This is a genomic window from Allobosea sp. BE125 (assembly GCF_031456075.1).
Classification (GTDB): domain Bacteria; phylum Pseudomonadota; class Alphaproteobacteria; order Rhizobiales; family Beijerinckiaceae; genus Allobosea.
The window spans coordinates 484,336-503,697 of the sequence record NZ_JAVDTY010000001.1 but is presented as its reverse complement, the minus strand read 5'-3'; the positions used below and the strand labels follow the sequence as shown (position 1 = coordinate 503,697).

The following is a 19,362-nucleotide window of genomic DNA, read 5'->3' as shown; positions in this document are numbered from 1 at the left end:
GGAGAGGGTTGGGGTGAGGGAGGGCGAGACCTTGCCGCGCTTCAGCCGACTGCGCCATCACCTCGACCGCATGTTCCCTTCCCTCACCCGTCAGCGCTTCGCGCTGCCACCTTCTCCCCCGAGGGGAGAAGGGATAGGCCCCTACCGCCTTCGCAAGCTGAAGATCACCGCAGCCGCTCTTGGGCTCGTCGCGACAGCCTCCATCGCCGCCCTCCTCGCCTACGCCGCCTCCCTGCCCCCGCTCGACCTCGCCGCCGCATCTGATCGCTCGACCGTCGTACTCGACCGCGAGGGCAAGCTGCTGCGGCCCTTCCTGACCGATGACGGGCGCTGGAAGCTCCCCGTCACCACTGAGGATGTCGATCCGCGCTACCTCGCCATGCTCAAAGCCTATGAGGACAAGCGCTTCGACAGTCACTGGGGCATCGACCCGCTCGGGCTTGCTCGCGCCGCCGGCCAGATGCTGCTGAGCGGGCGCGTGATCTCCGGCGGCTCGACCCTGACCATGCAGGTCGCGCGCCTGCTGGAGCCACGCGAGGAGCGCTCGCTATCCGCCAAGCTGCGCCAGGTCATCCGCGCGATCGAGCTCGAACGCAGCTTCGACAAGCGAGGCATTCTCGACCTGTACCTGACACTCGCCCCCTTCGGCGGCAATCTCGAAGGCGTACGCGCCGCGAGCTTCGCCTATTTCGGCAAGGAGCCGAAGCGCCTCTCGACGGCGGAAGCCGCACTCCTCGTCGCCCTGCCGCAATCGCCCGAGACGCGCCGGCCCGACCGCCTCAACGAGGCTGCCCGCAAGGCCCGCGAGCGGGTCTTGGCGCGCGTCGAGGCGGCGGGGCTGGCGACGACCTCGGAGGTCGCAGCCGCCCGGGCCGAGCCGATCCCGACGACGCGAAAGCCCTTCCCCAACCTCGCTCCCCATGTCGCCGAGCAGGTCGTGGCGGAGGCGCCCGACGCCCATGCCCACAGGCTCGCCATCGATGGCCGCCTCCAGGCCAATCTGGAAAACCTCGCCCGCGAGCGCAGCGCGGGGCTCGCAGCCCAGGTCTCGATCGCCATCCTCGTCGCCGACAATGAGACCGGCGAGATCCGCGCCTCGGTCGGCGGCGTCGATTATTTCGCGGCCGAGCGCGCCGGCTCGCTCGACCTGACGCGGGCGCTGCGTTCGCCCGGCTCGGCGCTGAAGCCCTTCATCTATGCGCTCGCCTTCGACAACGGCATCGCCCATCCCGAGACGATGCTGGAGGACCGGCCGGCGCGCTACGGCATCTATGTGCCGGAGAATTTCGACCTGAGCTTCCAGGGCATGGTGAGCGCACGAAAAGCCTTGCAGCTCTCGCTCAACGTCCCCGCCGTCGAGCTTTTATCCGCGCTCGGGCCGCAGCGCTTCCTGTCGCGATTGCGCGACGCCGGCGCGGCCATTGCCATGCCGAAGGAGGGCGGTGCGCCGGGCTTGGCCGTCGGTCTGGGCGGCCTCGGCATCACGCTGCAGGATCTGACGCGGCTTTATGTCGGGCTCGCGCGCGGCGGCGAAATGACCCCGCTGCGGTTGAAGGCCGAGGCTCAGGCGAGCGAGCCCTCGCCGCGCCTCGTCGACCCGGTCGCGGCCTGGTATGTCACCGATACCTTGCTCGGCGCGCCTGCCCCACTCAACGCGCTGCCCGGGCGCATCGCCTACAAGACCGGCACATCCTATGGCTATCGCGACGCCTGGGCGGTCGGCTTCGACCGCAAGCACACCATCGGCGTCTGGGTCGGGCGGGCTGACAACGGCGCGGTGCCGGGGCTGGTCGGGCGCGTGGTCGCGGCGCCGATCCTGTTCGACGCCTTTGCCCGGGCCGGCATCGACCCTCGCCCCTTCCCGCAGCCGCCCAATGCGATTATCGCGACCGCAGCCCATCTGCCGCCGCCCTTGCGCCATCTGCGCCAGGACGTGCCCAAGACGATCGCCGCGATGACGACGCCGGTGCTGAAGCTCGCCTTCCCGCCGGAGGGCGCGCGGATCGATCTCACTGCCTCCGCGCTCGACGGCCGCAGCCAGCTCAACCTCAAGGTCGCGGGCGGCGCGCCGCCCTATACCTGGCTCGTCGACGGCGCGCCTGTCCTGGAGCCGACCCGCCGCCGTGAAGCTGCCTGGCAGCCACCTGGAAGGGGATTCGTCCGGATCTCGGTGATCGACGGCACCGGCGCGAGCGAGAGCGTGTCGGTGCGGCTGCAATAGGCGCTCACCGCTTCCCCGTCATTGCGAGCGCAGCGCTCGCAATGACGGGGAAGCGCCGACTACTCCGCCGGCGCCGGATGCGGCTCGTGCACCGCATGACCGTGCACCGAGCGCTTCGCCCCCGCCAGATAGGTATAGGCGACCGGCACCACATAGAGCGTCAAGAGCGTGCCGAAACTCATGCCGCCGACGATGACCCAGCCGATCTGCGAGCGGCTTTCCGCGCCAGCGCCATGCGCCAAGGCAAGCGGCAGCGCGCCGAGCACCATCGCGCCCGTCGTCATCAGGATCGGCCGCAGGCGCAGCTCCGCCGCCTCGACCAAAGCATCGGCCATCTCCTTGCCCTCTTCACGCAACTGGTTGGTGAATTCGAGGATCAGAATGCCGTGCTTGGTGATGAGGCCGACCAGCGTGATCAGCCCGATCTGGCTGTAGACGTTCATGGTGCCGCCGGTGAAGTACAAGGCGGCGAGCGCGCCCGTCAGCGAGAGCGGCACCGAGACCATGATCACGACCGGATCAATGAAGCTCTCGAACTGCGCCGCCAGCACCAGATAGATGAAGCCCAGCGCCAGCAGGAAGACGATCGCGATCGACGAACCCGACTGCTTGAACTCGCGGCTCTGGCCGGAATAGTCGATCTGCACCGTCTTGGGCAGCACCTTGGCCGAGGCCTGTTCCAGCACGGCAAGCGCATCGCCCAATGAATAGCCCGGCCCCGGCACCGCCGTGATCGTGGCGGAGCGGAGCTGGTTGAAGCGGATCAGCTCCTTGGGAGCGACGTTCTCCTCGATCGAGACCAAGCTCGACAACTGCACCGTCACGCCGTTGCGGCCCATCAGATAGATCGATTGCATCGCCTGGGGCGTGTTGCGGTCCTGGCCGGCGACCTGGACGACGACGTCGTATTGCTCGCCATTCATGTTGAAGCGCGTCACCTGCCGGCCGCCCAGCAGCGTCTCCATAGTGCGCCCGATCACATCGACGCCGACCCCGAGATCGGCGGCGCGCTGACGGTCGATCGAGACCCTGAGCTGCGGCTTGTCGAGGATCAGGTTGGATTCGATGTTGGTCAGCACCGGCGAGCCCGCAACCTCCGCCAGGACCTGGTCGACATAGCCCTTGATCTGCTCGTAAGGCTCCGACGAGCGCAGCACGAACTCGACCGGCTTGCTGTTGGCGCCGCCCTGGCCGAGCGAGGGCGGGTTCGTTGCGAAGAGCCGGATGCCGGGGATCTGCGAGAGCCCCTTGTTGATCTCGGTGACGATGTCCTGCTGCTTGCGCGTGCGCTCCTCCCAGGGCTTCAGCCGGGCAAAGGCGATGGCGCGCGTCACATCGGGAAAGCCGACGATGACGAGATAGTTCTGCACCTCCGGCAGCTTGGAGAAGAACTCCTCGACACGGCGCGCATAATCGGCGGTGAAGGCCAGCGTCGCGCCTTCGGGCGCCACGCCAATCGCGGTGATCGAGCCGCGATCCTCGACCGGCGCGAGCTCCGAGCGCAGATGCGTGAAGAAGTAATAGCTGCCGCCGGCGACGCAGAGCGCCAGCAGGACGATGACCGGGCGTATCGCGAGCGCCGCCCGCAGCGAGCGGCGATAGCCGCGTGACATCGCCTCGAACCCGGCTTCGAGCAGATTGTAGAGCCGCCCATGCGAGCTTTCATGCTTGAGCAGCTTGGCGCACATCATCGGCGTCAGCGTCAGCGCGACGAAACCCGAAACCAGCACGGCGCCGGCCAGCGTCAAGGCGAATTCGACGAAGAGCTTGCCGGTGCGCCCAGTCGAGAACGCCATCGGCGCATAGACCGCGACCAGCGTCAGCGTCATCGCGATGACGGCGAAGGCGATTTCGTTGATGCCGCGCACCGCCGCCTTGTTGGCCTCCATACCGTCCTCGATATGACGGTGGACATTCTCCAGCACGACGATGGCGTCGTCGACGACGAGGCCGATGGCGAGCACCATCGAGAGCAGCGTCAGCGTGTTCACGGTGAAGCCGAAGGCATACATCAGCGCAAAGGAGCCGATCAGCGAAACCGGAATCGTGACCAGCGGGATCAGCGTCGCGCGCGCCGAGCGCAGGAACAGGAAGATGATCAGCACGACGAGGAGAACCGCCTCGCCGACCGTCCGGTAGACGGCCTCGATCGAACGATCGATGAAGATCGAGGTGTCGTAGGAGGTCTCGATCCCCATGCCATCAGGCAGGTCGTCGATGATCTCGGGCAGAGCGGCGCGGATGCCGGCCGAGACGTCGAGCGGGTTCGCCGTCGCCTGCTTGACGATGCCGATCGTGACCGAAGGCTTGCCGGAGAACCAGGCGGCGTTGCGCTCAGCCAGCGCGCCGAGCTCGACCTTGGCGACATCGCGCAGCTTGACCGGGAAGCCGTTGGCATCCTTGACGACGATCTGCTCGAACTGCTCGGGCGTCGTCAGGCTGGTCTGCGAGAGCACCGTGAATTCGCGATTGTTGCTCTCGATGCGGCCGGACGGGATCTCGACATTCTGCGCCCGCAGCGCCGCCTCGATTTCCTGCACGGTGATGGCGTAGGCCGCCATCCGGGCGCGATCGAGCCAGATCCGCATGGCGTAGCGGCGCTCGCCCTGGATGCGGACCTCGGCGACGCCGGTGATGTTCTGGACGCGGTCGGTGATGAAGCGGTCGGCGAAATCGGTCAGTTCAAGCGGGTTATGACGCGAGCTGATCAGCGAGAGATACATGATCGGCTGGGCGTCGGCCTCGACCTTGGCGATGATCGGCTCGTCGATCTCGGTGGGCATGCGGCCGCGCACGCGGCTGACCCGGTCGCGCACGTCGGAGGCGGCGACATCGGGGTCGACATCCGGGCGGAAACGCACCGAGATGTTGCTGCTCTCCTGCCGACTGGTCGAGGAGATGATCTCGATGCCCTCGATGCCGGCGATCGAGTTCTCCAGGATCTGCGTGACCTGCGTCTCGATGATCTCGGCCGAGGCGCCGGTATAGGTCGTGCGCACCGAAACGATCGGCTCGTCGATATTGGGATATTCGCGAACCGTCAGGCGCGTATAGGAGACGACGCCGATCAGGATGACGAGCAGGCTCAGGACCGTCGAGAGGACGGGGCGGCGGACGAAGAGCTCAAACAGGCTCATCGCAGGGTGCTCGCCGGGACGGTTTCGGCCGCGCTGGTCTGCAAGGCCGGCTGGGCGTTCTTGATCGCCACCGTTGCGCCGTCACGCAGGCGCATCTGGCCGGCGCTGACGAGCTGCATCTGAGAGGTCAGCCCCTTCACGATCTCGACCTTGCCCGGCAGCCTCTTGCCGAGCTCGACCGCGACGCGCTTGGCCTTGCCGTTCTCGACGATGTAGACGATCTTGCCGACGCCGTCGGGCACCACCGCCGTCTCGGGGATGATCAGGGCGTTCTCACGCTGGTCGATGACGATGACGATGCGGGCAAACAGGCCCGGCTTCAGCAGGAGATCGGCATTGGGGATGGTGGCGCGCAGCCGGATGGCGCGGCCATTGACGTCGACGACCGGATCGATCGCGAAAATCTTGCCGGCAAAGTCCCGTCCTGGCACGGCGTCGAGCTTCACCTGAATGGTCTGCCCCACCTTGACCCGGGCGAGGAATATCTCGGGCACGCGGAAATCGACCTTGATCGGGTCGATATTGGTCAGCGTGATCAATTGCTTGCCGACCGAGACATAGTCACCGACGCTGACCGAACGCAGGCCGACGACGCCATGGAACGGAGCGGTCAGGGTCGACTGCGCCAACTTGGCCTGGGAGAGCTGGACGCGGGCCTCGTTGGAGGCAAGCTGGGCGGTCGCCTGTTCGAGGGCGACCTGCGTGCCGGCGCCGCGCTGCACCAGTGACTGGTTGCGCTGGAAGGTGTCGCGCGCCAGGCTCAGATCCGCCTGCAACTGCTTGAGTTCGGCGTCGAGGATGGCCGTGTCGAGCTTGACCAGCTCCTGGCCCTTCTGGACGCGCTCACCCTCCTTGAAGCCGAGCGCGATGACGCGGCCCGCGATCTCGGGCGCGATCACCACCGATTCGTCGGCGGCGAGCGTGCCAAGAGCCTCGACCTCCTCATAGACGGTCGTAACCTCGATCTTGCCGATCTCGACCGGCACGCCAGCCGGCGGCGGAGCAGCCGCACGGGCCTGCGTCGGCTGCAGGCTGGCCTGATAGCGCTGGTAGCCATAGTAGCCGCCACCCGCCAGACCGGCGATCAGGATGAGTAGGATAAACCGCTTCATGACACTGGACGCTCCGGGATCGCGGCACTAACCTAGACTGGACGGTCCAGTCTGATAAGGGCCTATATGGGCGGAAGCATGTCTGAGGCCAACTCTCTGCGGGCCACGCCGACGGATGCGCAGGACTCTGTGCGCATGCCTGCCGAGCTGTCGCGGCCCGACAAGCACAGCGCCATCACCAAGGCCGCAGCCGAGATGTTCCTGGCCGAAGGCTTCGAGCGCTCCAGCCTCGACCAGATCGCCCATCGCGCCGGCGTCTCCAAGCAGACGATCTACAGCCACTTCACCGACAAGCAGGCGCTGTTCCGCGCAATCTGCGCCGAACTCACTGAAAAGCTGACGATTCCGCTGCGCAAGCCGCGCAAGGCCGGCGCCGATCTGGCGAGCATCCTGATCCGTCTCGGCGAGGATACCCTCGCGACGATGCTGCATCCCGCGGCGCTCGATCTGCACCGTTTGGTGCTGAGCGCGGCCGCGCGCTTTCCAGACCTCGGACGGACCGCCTATGAGGCCGGCGTCGAGCGCATGATCAGCGACCTCGCGACCCTGCTGATGCAGCAATCACAACTGCGTGACGGGCTGGCGCAACCCATCTCCAATGCGCAGGCCAGGCGCATGGCCGAGCAGTTCATCGGCATGTTGCGCGGCTTTCATCAGCTTCGCGGATTGCTCGGCATGCCCGCCATCCCCGCCGGCGAGCGCAAGGCCTATGTCCGCTCCTGCGTCGAGATGCTCCTGCGCGGTGTTGCGCCGGCCTGAGTGGAACCTGCTTTTCAAGGAGATTGCGCGGGCTGCGGTTTCCACCTCTGATCGGCCCTTCACCGGAGGAGCCGAGATGTCGCAGCAACGCCCGCCCTTGCCACCTTTCACGGTCGAGACCGCCGCCCAGAAGGCCCGCATGGCCGAGGACGCCTGGAACTCGCTCGATCCGCAGCGCGTCTCCCTCGCCTATACCCAGGACAGCCGCTGGCGAAACCGGGCCGAGTTCTTCTCGGGCCGCGAGGCGATCGTCGCGTTCCTCCAACGCAAATGGGCCACGGAGATCGAGTACCGCCTGATCAAGGAGGTCTGGGCTTTCCACAACGACCGCATCGCCGTGCGCTTTGCCTACGAGCACCATGACGACGCCGGAAACTGGTTCCGTTCGCATGGCAACGAGCAATGGGAGTTTGACGAGAACGGTCTGATGCGCCGGCGTGAAGCCAGCATCAACGACGTGCCGATCCAGCAGAACGACCGCAAATTCCTCTGGGAAGGACGGGTCAGGCCGACGGATCATCCAGGGCTGACGGGCTTGGGATTGTAGCAAGCGGGGACAGCTCCTCTCCCTGTCACTGCCCTGTCATCTGCGCTGGCTAGCTGATCATCCCGTTCGAAAGCGCGACCCTGGACGGCCCTCGGCCGCTCCGGGCGATGTTGCGCTTGGCCGACGAACGGAATTCGGCATGCTTCGGATCGAAGGCCTGACCAAACGCTTCGGCGACAAGAACGCCGTCGACAACGTCACGCTGTCCATCCCCAAGGGCGAGATGGTCGGCGTCATCGGCCGCTCCGGCGCCGGCAAGTCGACGCTGCTGCGCATGCTCAACCGCCTCGCCGACGCGACCAGCGGCAGCATCTTCTGCGAGGAGCGCGACGTGACCGCGCTCAAGGGTGCCGCCCTGCGGGCCTGGCGCCGCGACACGGCGATGATCTTCCAGCAGTTCAACCTCGTCGGCCGCCTCGACGTGCTGACCAATGTCCTGCTCGGCCGGCTGAACCATCGCTCGGCGGCCCTGACCCTGGTCAAGAGCTTCTCGCAGGATGACAAGATCCGCGCCATCGCCGCGCTCGAGCGGCTCGACATGGGCCATCTGCTTGCCCAGCGCGCCGAAACGCTGTCGGGCGGACAGCAGCAGCGCGTCGCCATCGCGCGTGCCCTCGTCCAGGAACCCAAGGTCATCCTCGCCGACGAGCCGATCGCCTCGCTCGACCCGCGCAACACCCAGGTCGTGATGGATGCGCTGTTCCGCATCAATCGCGAGGACGGCATCACCGTCGTCTGCAATCTGCACCATCTCGACATCGCCTCGAAATATTGTGACCGCCTGATCGGCATGGCTGCCGGCAAGGTCGTCTTCGACGGCCCGCCCCATGCTCTGACCACCGAGATCGCGGCCGAGCTCTACGGCATCGAGGCCAAGGATGCCGGCGCCGAGGCGCTCGATGCGCTCGATGCCATCGCGGCTTCCGAGGCCCAGCGCGCCAAGCAGAACGTCGCCTGACCGGGCCAGCCCGGTCGGGAACGCCCGCCCAGAAAACTCAATGAACCCGCAACAGGAGCTCACCATGCTGACCCGTCGTCATACGCTCACCCTCGCGACCGCGGCCTTCGCCGCCTCGCTCGCCGCCCCCGCCTTCGCCCAGGACTGGAAGGCGAAATATCCCGAGATCATCTTCGCCATCATCCCGGCCGAGAACGCGTCCGGTGTCGTCGAACGCTACACCCCCTTCGTCAACTATCTCGCCAAGGAGCTCGGCACCAAGGTCACGCTGCGCATCGCCAGCGACTATGCCGCCCTGATCGAGGGCCAGCGCGCCGGCAACATCCATATCGGCATGTACGGCCCCTCCTCCTTCGCCCGCGCGCTGATGACCGGCGCCAAGATCGACGCCTTCGCGATCGAGACCAATCTCGACGGCACCAAGGGCTACTACTCGGTCTTCTACGTGAAGAAGGATTCGCCCTATCAGAAGATCGAGGATCTCAAGGGCAAGAATCTCGGCCTGGTCGACCCGAACTCGACCTCGGGCAATAACGTCCCGCGCTTTGCCCTCGACGGCATGAAAATCGAGCCCGAGACCTATTTCTCCAAGGTCGTCTACACCGGCAGCCATGAGAACGCCGTGATCGCGCTCGGCCAGGGCACCGTCGACGTCGCCGCCAACTGGTGGAACGACGAGCAGGAATCGAACCTCCTGCGCATGGCCCGCAAGAACATGGTCAAGGCCGAGGATTTCCGGATCATCTACAAATCCGCGCAGATCGTGAACTCGCCGATGGCCTATCTCTCGGAGCTGCCGGAGCCGCTCAAGGCCTCGATCCGCGACGCGGTGTTGAACCTCGCCACCAAGGACAAGGTCGCCTTCGACAAGATCTATGAAGGCAAGCAGGGCCCGCTCGTCGCCGTCGACAACAAGGCCTACGACCCGATCATCGAACTGAACAAGTTCGTCGACGCGCTCCGCAAGAAGAAGTCCTCGTAAGCTTTGGCTTAGCCGTAAGAGGCCCGGGGAACCCTCTCCCGGAGGGAGAGGGCAGGGTGAGGGGTCGGCCGTTTGACGCCTTGGCCATAACCTCACCGCAGCCCGCTGCCATGTCGGCGCTCCACTACTCCGACGGCCGACACCTCACCCCTGCCCCTCTCCTTACAGGAGAGGGGTTCCCCGCGCCTGACGCGGCAAGGGAACGACCCTTCATGACCCTCGCGATCGAACGCAACGACCCTGTGATCAGCGGCCATGCCGAGAGCTATCGCCGCGCCATGTCGGCGAAGCGTCGGCAGACTCTGATCGGCGCGGCGATCTTCCTCGTCTGCGTCTGGCTCGCGGCGCTCGGCTCCGAGGTCGACCCCGGCAAGTTCGTCGAGAACGCCTGGCGCTTCCCGAAATACATCCTCGAGACCATGCCGACCTTGCGCTTCGCGACGCTCAGTGCCGACATGGCCGAATGGTTCTGGGGCATCAAGGGCTGGCTCAAGCTGCTCTGGCAGACCATCCTGATCGCCTATACCGGCACGATCCTGGGCGCGCTCGGCGGCTTCCTGCTCTGCTTCGTCGCCGCCGCCAATCTCGGCAGATCGAGCTGGCTGCGCTTCGCCACCCGCCGTTTCCTCGAATTCTCCCGCACCGTCCCCGAGATCGTCTTCGCGCTGATCTTCGTCATCGCCTTCGGCCTGGGACCGCTGCCCGGCATGCTCGCCATCGCGATCCACACCATGGGCGCCATGGGCAAGCTGTTCTCCGAAGTGGTCGAGAACATCGACATGAAGCCGGTCGATGGCATGACCGCGACAGGTGCCGGCTGGTGGCAGATCATCCGCTTTGCCGTGGTGCCGCAAGTCCTCTCCAATTTCGCCAGCTATTCGCTGCTGCGCTTCGAGATCAATGTCCGTGGCGCCTCGATCATGGGCTTCGTCGGCGCCGGCGGCATCGGCCAGGACCTGATCGAAGCCATCCGCAAATTCTACTTCACCGACATCAGCGCCATCCTGCTGCTGATCATCGTCACCGTGATGCTGATCGACTACGGCACCGAGCGGCTGCGCCACGCCCTTCTCAGCCTGGAGCACGGCCGATGACGCTCGCTCTCTCCGCCGACGACCGCGCCTCGCTCGTCGCCCGCCACAAGGCCGCGATCGACGGTTCGCTCAAGACCGGGATCGTCACGATCGCGATCGTCACCGGGCTGCTTGGCCTGTTCCTCTACGGATTGACGACGCTTGAGGTCTCGCTCTGGAAGATCCTGAATGGGCTCGGCAATCTCGGCACCTTCGTCGCCTTGATGCTGCCGCCCGATCCGGGCTCGTTCGGGCGGGCGCTGCTCTTCGTCAAGGCTTTGTTCGAAACCATCGCGATTGCCTTCCTCGGCACCATCCTGGCGGCGATCCTGGCCTTCCCGCTCGGCTTCATCGCAGCCAAGAACGTCGTCGCCAACCGCGTCGTACATTTCCTGGCGCGGCGCTCGCTCGACACGGTGCGCGGCGTTGATGCGCTGATCTGGGCCTTGATCTGGGTCAATGTCGTGGGCCTTGGACCTTTCGCCGGCATGCTCGCGATCATGACCAGCGATCTCGGCGCTTTCGGCAAGCTCTACTCCGAGGCGATCGAATCGGCCGACCGCAAGCCGGTCGAGGGCGTGACCTCGCTGGGCGGCAGCAAGCTCCACGAGATTCGCTTCGGGCTGATCCCGCAGGTGTTGCCGGTGATCGCGAGCCAGGTGCTCTACTACATCGAATCCAACACCCGCTCCTCGACCATCATCGGCATTGTCGGCGCCGGCGGCATCGGGCTTTATCTGGCCGAGACCATCCGCACCCTGGAATGGCAGCAGGTCTCGTTCCTGATCCTGCTGATCCTGGCCGCTGTGACCGCGATCGACTTCCTCTCCAGCAAACTGCGCTTCGCGATCATCGGGCAACGGGCGGTGTGAGGGCTTTTTCCTCCGCTCGCGAGAGAAGGTAGCTCAATCCGAAAACCAGCAAGCGCGGGAGCCCTCTCCTGTAAGGAGAGGGTTGGGTGAGGTGTCGGCCGTTTGACGCTTTGGCCGTAACCTGACCGCTGCTCCATCGTCATTGCGAGCGCAGCGAAGCAATCCAGGGAGGCGTAGAGCGTGCCCTCCTGGATTGCTTCGCTGCGCTCGCAATGACGGCAAGGTCGTCACACAACTGGTCCAGGGGCCTACACCTCACCCCTGCCCCTCTCCTTGCAGGAGAGGGGTTCCCCGCGCCCTTTCGTCATGGCCGGAACCATGACGGCCCCAGCCCTCACTCCTTGAACGGCTCGACCACCATTTCCATGCGTTCGCCGGTGAAGACGCTGTTGACCAGATGGATCGGCGTCAGATCAGGCAAGGCGTCTATCGCCGCCGAGACCATCACGGCGGCGCCGGGCGCGATCTCGAGCAGCAGCGCCTCGCGCTCACTGGCGAGCCGCGCGGTCAAGCGCGTGGAGAGGCGAACATAATCGTCGATACCGACAGCCTTGAACGCCGCAGTCATCGAGGCGCTCGCCTCGCGGAAGACGCGGTCGAAATCCGGGAAACGCTCGACCGAAAGCCAATGCGTGCCTGTCCCCATCGGCGTACCGTCGGCACGGCTCAGGCCTTCGATCCGCCACAGCGGTGCGCCCGCCTCCAGGTCGAGTTGCGCGCAGGTCTCGGCATCACCCGTCACCATCGCCGTCGACAGCGTCTCGCTCGAGCCGACGATGCCGAGCTTGCCGAAATTGGTGCGCATGCTGACACGCCGGCCGATCGGATAAGGCACGCGCCGCGCGCTGACCTGGGTGCCGCGGCCCCGCGCGACCGTGACCAGCCCCTGCTCGGCCAGATGGCGGAAGGCCTGGCGCACGGTGTGGCGATGCACGCCATAGCGCTCAGCCAGCACGACCGAGGCCGGCAGCGTATCCCCGACAGCGTAATCGCCGCGGCCGATCGCAGTTTCGAGCTCGCCGGCGATGCGGCGCCAGGCCGTGCCGTGCTCCTCGATGGCCTCGCTGACATCCGGGGCAGCGCTCGTCATCAAAATTTCATCCAAAATGTATAGACCTTTCCCGGCAACGAGCCTATCATAGTCTAGACATTAGCGAGTGACCAGACGGCGCATGATGATGACCGACACAGATCCAGGCAAGACGACGGCACGCGAGACGACGGCGCGGCAACGCTGGATGGCGATCCTCGCCCGTGCCTCGCGCGGCGAGATCGAGACATTGGCTGGGGCCGCGCTGCCGACCCATGAAATCCTCAAGGCGCCCGAGACCGGCACGGTGATGGTCGAGGGCCGCGCCGGCGGCGCCGGGCGGCGCTTCAACCTCGGCGAAGCGACGGTGACGCGCTGCGTCGTCAGGCTGGAGAACGGCGCAATGGGTTTCTCCTACGCGCTCGGCCGCGACGGCCGCAAGGCGCGTCTCGCCGCGATCCTCGACGCCAGATTGCAGAGCGAGGACGCCGATGGCGCGCTTCTCGCCGGCGTGACGCAGCTCGCTGCGACGCAGGCCGCGGCACGCGACCACGCCTCGCGCAAGGCGGCCGCCACCAAGGTCGATTTCTTCACTCTGGTCAGGGGCGCGTGATGCAGACCGAAAACCTGATCGCAGCCGGTTTCACCGATCCGGTCTTCCAGTCGCAGGCCGCCTTTCGCGCCGTGCTCGCGGCCTTGTCCGAGCCCGGCACCCTGCAGAGAGTGTCCGGCGCGATCCTGCCGCCGGACGGGCTTTGCGCCGCGACCGCGACCGCCTTGCTGACATTGGCCGACTACGAGACGCCGATCTTCCTGCCGCAACAGCTGCGCGACGGCCCGGCCGGCGCCTGGCTACGCTTCCATTGCGGCGCGGCGATCCTGGACGCTCCCGCCGGGGCGGTCTTCGCGGTCATCGACGGAGCGAGCCCTGCCCCGCCGCTCGCCGCCTTCGACCCCGGCCATGACCAATTCCCCGATCGTTCCGCGACAGTGCTCGTGCAATGCGCCTCGCTCACCGGCGGCGAGAGCGTGACCCTGAGCGGCCCCGGCATTGCCGGCAGCCGCAGCATCGCCCCGCGGGGCTTGCGCCCCGGCTTCTGGGCCGAGGTCGCGGCCAATGCCGAGCTCTACCCGCTCGGCGTCGATCTCATCCTCAGCTGCGGTGACGCCCTGATCGGCCTGCCGCGCACCACGCAGATCGAGGAGACGACGTAATGCCCCACCGGGAGGTCTACTAATGTATGTCGCGGTCAAAGGCGGCGAGGCCGCGATCCTCGCCACGCATGATCTGGTCGCCGAGGCGCGGCGCGGCGATGAGGCCGTGCCGGAGCTCACGGTCGCGCAGATCCGCGAGCAGCAGGGCCTCGCTTGCGCCCGCGTCATGAACGAGGGCTCCCTCTATGACCTCGACCTTGCGGCGCTGGCGCTGAAACAGGCGCAGGGCGACGCGATCGAGGCCGCCTTCCTGATGCGGGCCTATCGCACGACGCTGCCGCGCTTTGGCTCCTCCGAGCCGGTCGATACCGCGCAAATGGCGATCCGGCGCCGGATTTCGGCGACCTATAAGGACCTGCCGGGCGGACAGGTGCTCGGCCCGACCTATGACTACACGCATCGGCTGTTTGATTTCGCGCTGATGGATGAGCCCAACGGTTCGGCCGGCGAGGCCCGCCCGGCCGCAACGGCCCTCGACGCCGCCATGCCACGCGTGCCCGACATCCTCGGCGCGGAGGGGTTGATGGAGGCGGAGGCGCCGCCCGAGGGCGATCCGCGTCCCTTCGACCTCACCCGCGAGCCGGTCTCCTTCCCGGCCGATCGCGATGTCCGGCTGCAGGCGATGGCGCGTGGCGATGAGGGCTTCCTGCTCGGGCTCGGCTACTCCGTGCAGCGCGGCTATGGCGGCAACCACCCCTTCGTCGGCGAGATCAGGGTCGGCGAGGTTTGCGTCGAATTCGTGCCGGAGGAGCTCGGCTTTTCCGTCGATCTCGGCGAGATCACCTTGACGGAATGCCAGATGGTCAACCAGTTCCAGGGCTCGAAGGACGTCGCCCCGCAATTCACCCGCGGCTACGGGCTTTCCTTCGGCCATTCCGAGCGCAAGGCGATGTCGATGTCGCTGGTCGACCGGGCGCTGAAATGCCGCGAGTTCGGCGAGGCCGCCAACTACCCGGCCCAGCAGGACGAGTTCGTGCTCTACCACTCCGACAACGTCGAGGCGGCCGGCTTCGTCGAGCATCTCAAGCTGCCGCATTACGTCGATTTCCAGGGCGAGCTCGAACTGATCCGCCGCATCACCCGCGAGCGCGAGCAGCGACTGGCGCGCGAACAGGACACCCTGCCGGAGGCAGCCGAATGAATGCCCATCAGACGCTTCCGGCCGACGATGCAAAGCCGGCTTATAATTACGCCTATCTCGACGAGCAGACCAAGCGGATGATCCGTCGCGCCTTGCTCAAGGCCGTCGCGGTGCCGGGTTACCAGGTGCCGTTCGGCTCGCGCGAGATGCCATTGGCGCGCGGCTGGGGCACTGGCGGCATCCAGGTCACGGCCGCGATCATCGGCCCCGACGACACGCTGAAGGTGATCGACCAGGGCGCCGACGACACCACCAACGCCGTCTCGATCCGGCGCTTCTTCGAGCGCACGGCCGACGCCCGCACCACCGAGGCGACGGAGGAGGCGACGATCATCCAGACCCGCCACCGCATCCCGGAAGCGCCGCTCAAGGCAGGCCAGATCATGGTCTATCAGGTGCCGACGCCCGAACCCCTGCGCCGGCTCGAGCCGCGCGAGGCCGAGACGCGCAAGATGCACGCCTGGGCCGAATACGGGCTGATGCAAGTCAAGCTCTACGAGAACATCGCCCGCTTCGGCGAGGTCACCACGACCTATGACTACCCGGTCATGGTCAATGGCCGCTATGTCATGGCACCCTCGCCGATCCCGAAATTCGACAATCCCAAGATGCACATGTCGCCGGCCCTGCAGCTCTTCGGCGCCGGTCGCGAGAAGCGCATCTACGCCCTGCCGCCGCATACCAGCGTGAAGAGCCTCGATTTCGAGGATCACCCCTTCCGCATCCAGAGCTGGAACGAGCCCTGCGGGCTTTGCGGCGCGACCGACAGCTATCTCGACGAGGTCGTCACCGACGACAAGGGCGGGCGCATGTTCGTCTGCTCCGACAGCCATCATTGCGAGACGCGGCGGGAGGCCGGCCATCGCGGCACGATGCTGGCCGACGCCTCGGCGCTGCATCTGGTCGAGGAGATGAAGCCATGACCGTCCACGTTTCTCTCCCCGAGGCGGCGCTCGATCCCGAGCCCCTGCTCTCCGTTGCCGGCATCAGCCGCTTCTATGGCGAGCGGATTGGCTGCGAGGGCGTCTCCTTCGACCTCTGGCCGGGTGAAGTGCTCGGCATCGTCGGCGAATCCGGCTCGGGCAAGTCGACCTTGCTGCGCTGCCTCGCCGGCATCGACCGGCCCGACGAGGGCGAGGTGCTGTTCCGGGGCTCGGGCCAGCCGCTCGACATCTATTCGGTGGCCGAGCAGGAGCGCCGCCGCCTGATGCGCACCGCCTGGGGCATCGTCCACCAGAACCCGCGCGACGGATTGCGCATGGACGTCTCGGCCGGCGGCAATGTCGGCGAGCGCCTGATGGATCGCGGCGACCGGCATTACGGCAAGATCCGCGAGCGCGCGCTCGACTGGCTCCAGCGCGTCGAGATCGCCGAGAACCGCATCGACGACAGGCCGCGCCAGTTCTCGGGCGGCATGCAGCAGCGCCTGCAGATTGCCCGCGTGCTGGTCTCCGAACCGCGCCTCGTCTTCATGGACGAGCCGACGGGCGGCCTCGACGTTTCCGTGCAGGCGCGCCTGCTCGACTTGCTTCGCGTCCTGGTGCGCGATCTCGGCCTCGCCGCCATCATCGTCACCCATGACCTGGCGGTCGCGCGGCTGCTTACCGACCGATTGATGGTGATGAAGGACGGCCGCGTCGTCGAGCAGGGCCTGACCGACCAGGTGCTGGACGATCCGCACCACGCCTATACGCAGCTTCTGACTTCGGCGGTGCTGAGTGTGTGACGCCCACCCGTCACACCCTCGTCACTCCGCCCGCACAAGGCACTGACATCATGACCACGATGATTCACGTCGAGAACGTCGCCAAGCATTTCACCCTGCACAATCAGGGCGGCGTCCGCTTGCCGGTGTTCGACAACGTCAATTTCAGCGTCGCCGCCGGCGAAGCGCTGGTGCTGGCGGGCGCTTCGGGCGCGGGAAAATCCAGCCTGCTGCGCATCCTGTACGGCAATTACCGGCCAAGCGCGGGCATGATCGCCATCACCCATGCCGGACGCCAGATCGACATCGTCTCGGCCGTACCGCGCACCGTGCTCGACATCCGCCGCCGCACGCTCGGCTTCGTCTCGCAGTTCCTGCGCGTGATCCCGCGCGTCTCCGCGCTCGACATCGTGCGCGACCCGCTGCTCGCCCGCGGCGTCGATGCCGTGGAAGCCAGCGAGCGGGCCAAGGCCATGCTGGCGCGACTCAACCTGCCCGAACGGCTCTGGGGGCTCGCCCCGGCGACCTTCTCCGGCGGCGAGCAGCAGCGCGTCAACATCGCCCGCTCCTTCGTCGATCCCTCGCCGATCATGCTGATCGACGAGCCGACCGCCTCGCTCGACGCCGCCAACCGCGACATCGTGGTCGCGCTGATCGCGGAGGCCCGTGCTAAAGGCTGCGCCATCGTCGGCATCTTCCATGACGAGGCGGTGCGCGAGGCCGTCGCCACGCGCTATCTCGACATCACCGATTTCAGAAAGGCCGCCTGATGCAAACCGTTCTCACCAACGCCAGACTGATCCTCGAGAACGATGTCGTCTCCGGCACGATCGCCTTCGACGAGACCGGCATCACGTCGGTCGATCAGGGCAAGTCATCCCTGCCTGGCGCCATCGACGTGAACGGCGATTATGTCGCGCCGGGTCTCGTCGAGATGCACACCGACAATGTCGAGAAGCATTTCATGCCCCGGCCGAAGGTGTTCTGGCCGAACGGGCTTGCGGCCGCTCTCGTCCATGACGCGCAGATGGCGGCTGCTGGCGTCACCACCGTCTATGACGCGATCTGCGCCGGCACGCCCTTCTCGGCCAAGGACTACCGCAAGGACATCTTCGCCGATGTGATGAAGGCGCTGGCCGAGGGCCGGCGCGAAAACGTCTTCCGCATCGACCACCGCATCCATATGCGCTGCGAACTGACGAGCCCGGACTTGCTCAAGGACATCGAGCCCTATCAGGAGGACGAACTCGTCCAGCTCGTCTCGTTGATGGACCACACGCCCGGCCAGCGGCAATGGCGCAATATCGAGCACCTCAAGACCTACGCCATGGGCAACGGCAAGACCGAAGCCGAGTTCGAGGCCGATGTCGCCGTCCGCCAGTCGGAGGGCGCGGCCAATGTCTCGCGCAACTGGAGCGCCGTCGTCGAGATGTTCGGCTCGCGTGGCATCCCGATCGCGACCCATGACGACACCACGCTCGAACATGTCGAGGCCGGCATCGCATCCGGCGCCGTAATCTCGGAATTCCCGACCACGATCGAGGCCGCGGAAGCCGCCAAGCAGCGCGGGCTCGCCACGGTCGCGGGCGCACCCAATGTCGTGCGCGGCGGCTCGCATTCCGGCGGCGTCTCGGTCGCGGAGCTGGCCGAGAAGGGCCTGCTCGACGGGCTCTCCTCCGACTATGTCCCGGCAAGCCTGCTCCAGGCCGTGCTGAAGCTCCATGCCAGCCATGGCATCAGCTTGCCGCAAGCCATGGGCATGGTGACCTGGAAAATCGCCGACATCCTGGGCTTGAAGGATCGCGGCCATCTCAAGCCCGCCCTGCGCGCCGACCTCGTGCGCTTCAAGGTGCTGGGTGCGACGCCGGTGCTCGCCGCCGTCTGGTCGAAGGGCGAGCGGGCATTTTGACCGCGCCGCGCTACGCCCTCTACTACGCCCCCGCCGCCGACAGCGCACTCTGGCGCTTCGGCAGCGCGACGCTTGGCTATGACGCGATCGCGGCTGCGGATGCGCCTTTCACGATCCCGGCCGGCTGCGACGCGGAAAGCTGGCCGACGCTCACCGCCGAGCCCCGGCGCTATGGCTTCCACGCGACGCTGAAAGCTCCGTTCGAACTGGCCGTCGGCCGCCAGGAAGGCCAATTGCGTGCCTTCACGCATAATTTTGCCTCGGGGCTGAATGCGGTTCCGCTCAAGGGTCTCAGCGTCACCGCGCTCGGGTCCTTCGTGGCGCTGACGCCTTCAGCCGAGAGCCGGCCACTGCAGGACCTCGCTTTCTCCGTCGTCCAGGCCTTCGAGCCCTTCCGCGCCCCGTTGAGCCCGGCCGATCTGGCGCGCCGTCTCAAGAGCCCGCTGACGCCAGCGCACCGGGCCTATCTCGAAGCCTATGGCTACCCTTATGTCGGCGATGCCTTCCGCTTCCACATGACGCTGACCGGCTCGCTACCGACCGAGCAGGTCTTGGGCGTCAAGCAGGCGCTGACGCAGGCCTATGCCAAACATGTCCCGCCGGCCCCGGTCGCGGTCGACCGGATCGCGCTCTTCAAGCAGGACACGCGCGAGAGCCGCTTCCGCCTGCTCGACAGTTTCGTTCTGGGGTGATGGGCACGG

Annotated in this window: 18 protein-coding genes; 15 read left to right on the top strand and 3 right to left on the bottom strand. The window is 66.5% G+C overall.

The window, feature by feature from the left end; all coding sequences use genetic code 11:
• Positions 1-70 precede the first annotated feature (70 nt).
• The gene (pbpC, locus tag J2Y55_RS02340) at positions 71-2,221 is read left to right on the top strand and encodes a penicillin-binding protein 1C (protein ID WP_310148657.1); all 2,151 of its coding nucleotides are present in this window, start codon (positions 71-73) and stop codon (positions 2,219-2,221) included.
• A 59-nt stretch (positions 2,222-2,280) separates the two neighbouring features.
• Here the strand turns inward: pbpC and J2Y55_RS02335 are convergent, their stop codons facing one another.
• On the bottom strand, positions 2,281-5,358 hold the full coding sequence (locus tag J2Y55_RS02335) for an efflux RND transporter permease subunit (protein WP_310147190.1): 3,078 nt from the start codon (positions 5,356-5,358) through the stop codon (positions 2,281-2,283).
• Positions 5,355-6,470 carry an efflux RND transporter periplasmic adaptor subunit gene (locus J2Y55_RS02330; RefSeq protein ID WP_310147188.1) on the bottom strand — a complete coding sequence of 372 codons (1,116 nt, stop codon included), beginning with the start codon at positions 6,468-6,470 and terminating at the stop codon, positions 5,355-5,357. The genes J2Y55_RS02335 and J2Y55_RS02330 overlap by 4 nt, the downstream gene beginning before the upstream one ends.
• A 135-nt stretch (positions 6,471-6,605) precedes the next feature.
• On the opposite strand from J2Y55_RS02330, the gene J2Y55_RS02325 reads away from it, so the two are divergent.
• From J2Y55_RS02325 to phnE (J2Y55_RS02300), 6 genes are all read left to right on the top strand, one after another.
• On the top strand, positions 6,606-7,229 hold the full coding sequence (locus tag J2Y55_RS02325) for a TetR/AcrR family transcriptional regulator (RefSeq protein ID WP_310147186.1): 624 nt from the start codon (positions 6,606-6,608) through the stop codon (positions 7,227-7,229).
• Positions 7,230-7,305: 76 nt separating this feature from the next.
• Entirely contained in the window at positions 7,306-7,776 is a 471-nt protein-coding gene (locus J2Y55_RS02320; RefSeq protein ID WP_310147184.1) for a nuclear transport factor 2 family protein, read from the top strand.
• 139 nt (positions 7,777-7,915) lie between these two features.
• Entirely contained in the window at positions 7,916-8,734 is an 819-nt protein-coding gene (phnC, locus tag J2Y55_RS02315; protein ID WP_310147182.1) for a phosphonate ABC transporter ATP-binding protein, read from the top strand.
• A gap of 64 nt (positions 8,735-8,798) precedes the next feature.
• Complete coding sequence (phnD, locus tag J2Y55_RS02310) at positions 8,799-9,716, top strand: phosphonate ABC transporter substrate-binding protein (protein WP_310147180.1); 918 nt, start codon at positions 8,799-8,801, stop codon at positions 9,714-9,716.
• A gap of 212 nt (positions 9,717-9,928) precedes the next feature.
• Positions 9,929-10,810, top strand: a complete 882-nt coding sequence (phnE, locus tag J2Y55_RS02305; RefSeq protein ID WP_310147178.1) for a phosphonate ABC transporter, permease protein PhnE — start codon at positions 9,929-9,931, stop codon at positions 10,808-10,810.
• Positions 10,807-11,661 (top strand): phosphonate ABC transporter, permease protein PhnE, encoded by an 855-nt coding sequence (phnE, locus tag J2Y55_RS02300; RefSeq protein ID WP_310147176.1) that lies wholly within the window; start codon positions 10,807-10,809, stop codon positions 11,659-11,661. The genes phnE (J2Y55_RS02305) and phnE (J2Y55_RS02300) overlap by 4 nt, the downstream gene beginning before the upstream one ends.
• A gap of 334 nt (positions 11,662-11,995) precedes the next feature.
• Here the strand turns inward: phnE (J2Y55_RS02300) and phnF are convergent, their stop codons facing one another.
• Positions 11,996-12,751: a phosphonate metabolism transcriptional regulator PhnF gene (phnF, locus tag J2Y55_RS02295; RefSeq protein ID WP_310147175.1), complete on the bottom strand. Its 756-nt coding sequence runs from the start codon at positions 12,749-12,751 to the stop codon at positions 11,996-11,998.
• 88 nt (positions 12,752-12,839) lie between these two features.
• Between phnF and phnG the strand changes: the two genes are divergently transcribed.
• From phnG to J2Y55_RS02255, 8 genes are read left to right on the top strand one after another with little or no spacing between them, the layout of a single operon-like run.
• Positions 12,840-13,304, top strand: coding sequence for a phosphonate C-P lyase system protein PhnG (gene phnG / locus J2Y55_RS02290; RefSeq protein WP_310147174.1), 465 nt, complete (start codon positions 12,840-12,842; stop codon positions 13,302-13,304).
• Positions 13,304-13,906: a phosphonate C-P lyase system protein PhnH gene (gene phnH, locus J2Y55_RS02285; RefSeq protein ID WP_310147173.1), complete on the top strand. Its 603-nt coding sequence runs from the start codon at positions 13,304-13,306 to the stop codon at positions 13,904-13,906. The genes phnG and phnH overlap by 1 nt, the downstream gene beginning before the upstream one ends.
• Before the next feature lie 22 nt (positions 13,907-13,928).
• Positions 13,929-15,047 carry a carbon-phosphorus lyase complex subunit gene (locus tag J2Y55_RS02280; RefSeq protein ID WP_310147172.1) on the top strand — a complete coding sequence of 373 codons (1,119 nt, stop codon included), beginning with the start codon at positions 13,929-13,931 and terminating at the stop codon, positions 15,045-15,047.
• Entirely contained in the window at positions 15,044-15,970 is a 927-nt protein-coding gene (locus tag J2Y55_RS02275) for an alpha-D-ribose 1-methylphosphonate 5-phosphate C-P-lyase PhnJ (RefSeq protein ID WP_310147171.1), read from the top strand. The genes J2Y55_RS02280 and J2Y55_RS02275 overlap by 4 nt, the downstream gene beginning before the upstream one ends.
• Entirely contained in the window at positions 15,967-16,773 is an 807-nt protein-coding gene (gene phnK, locus J2Y55_RS02270; RefSeq protein ID WP_310147170.1) for a phosphonate C-P lyase system protein PhnK, read from the top strand. Before J2Y55_RS02275 ends, phnK begins: the two co-directional genes overlap by 4 nt.
• A gap of 50 nt (positions 16,774-16,823) precedes the next feature.
• The gene (gene phnL / locus J2Y55_RS02265) at positions 16,824-17,522 is read left to right on the top strand and encodes a phosphonate C-P lyase system protein PhnL (RefSeq protein ID WP_310147169.1); all 699 of its coding nucleotides are present in this window, start codon (positions 16,824-16,826) and stop codon (positions 17,520-17,522) included.
• A complete protein-coding gene (locus J2Y55_RS02260; RefSeq protein WP_310147168.1) occupies positions 17,522-18,661 on the top strand; it encodes an alpha-D-ribose 1-methylphosphonate 5-triphosphate diphosphatase in 1,140 nt (379 codons plus the stop codon). The genes phnL and J2Y55_RS02260 overlap by 1 nt, the downstream gene beginning before the upstream one ends.
• Positions 18,658-19,353 (top strand): DUF1045 domain-containing protein, encoded by a 696-nt coding sequence (locus J2Y55_RS02255; RefSeq protein WP_310147167.1) that lies wholly within the window; start codon positions 18,658-18,660, stop codon positions 19,351-19,353. Before J2Y55_RS02260 ends, J2Y55_RS02255 begins: the two co-directional genes overlap by 4 nt.
• Positions 19,354-19,362 lie beyond the last annotated feature (9 nt).